1 protein-coding gene and 1 pseudogene are annotated in these 508 nt (G+C 40.4%); both read left to right on the top strand.

The genetic code is table 11. The features are described 5' to 3' along the window. Nucleotides 1-330, top strand: a pseudogene (locus ACTQXY_RS15570) (RumMC family radical SAM sactipeptide maturase); the annotation flags it as partial. A gap of 65 nt (nucleotides 331-395) precedes the next feature. Then, the coding region (locus ACTQXY_RS15565) for a RumC family sactipeptide (protein WP_441660222.1) at nucleotides 396-508 on the top strand (113 nt) is incomplete at its 3' end.

Below are 508 nucleotides of genomic sequence, written 5' to 3'. Positions count from 1 at the left end.
GATGGGAAATTCCTTTTGTGTGAAAAGACCGGAGATGCACCGGATATAGGAAACGTGTTTGAAGGGGCAGATCTAGAAAAAATAAAGAAATATTATATGGATGAATACGATGAAAAATCCATCGCAAGATGCAATGAGTGCTGGGCAAGAAACCTGTGTGGACTTTGTTATGCAGCCTGCTATGAAACAGAAGGAATTGATATGGAAAGAAAAGAGAAGGTCTGCGGAGCCCATAGGTATGCCACAAAAGGAGAATTGATCTCGTATTACAGCATTCTGGAAGAGAAACCGGAAGTGATCGAAGAGATAGATGCGGTACCGTATTATTAAGGAAAGGTTTTAGATTATCAAAGATAATTTAAAATAAAAAAACAGACAGAAAGGAGGCGTTGGGCATGAGAAAAATCGTAGCAGGAAAGTTACAGACAGGAGCAGACTTTGAAGGCAGCAGAGGTGATTGCATTTGCAGTGGTACTATAGCTGTGAAAAATTCCCATTATGCAGGACC

The sequence above is a fragment of the Faecalimonas sp. LCP19S3_D12 genome (assembly GCF_052121495.1).
In the GTDB taxonomy this organism is placed as follows: Bacteria; Bacillota; Clostridia; order Lachnospirales; family Lachnospiraceae; genus Faecalimonas.
The sequence above is the reverse complement of the archived record's forward strand: the minus strand, read 5'-3'. Positions and strand labels throughout refer to the sequence as shown.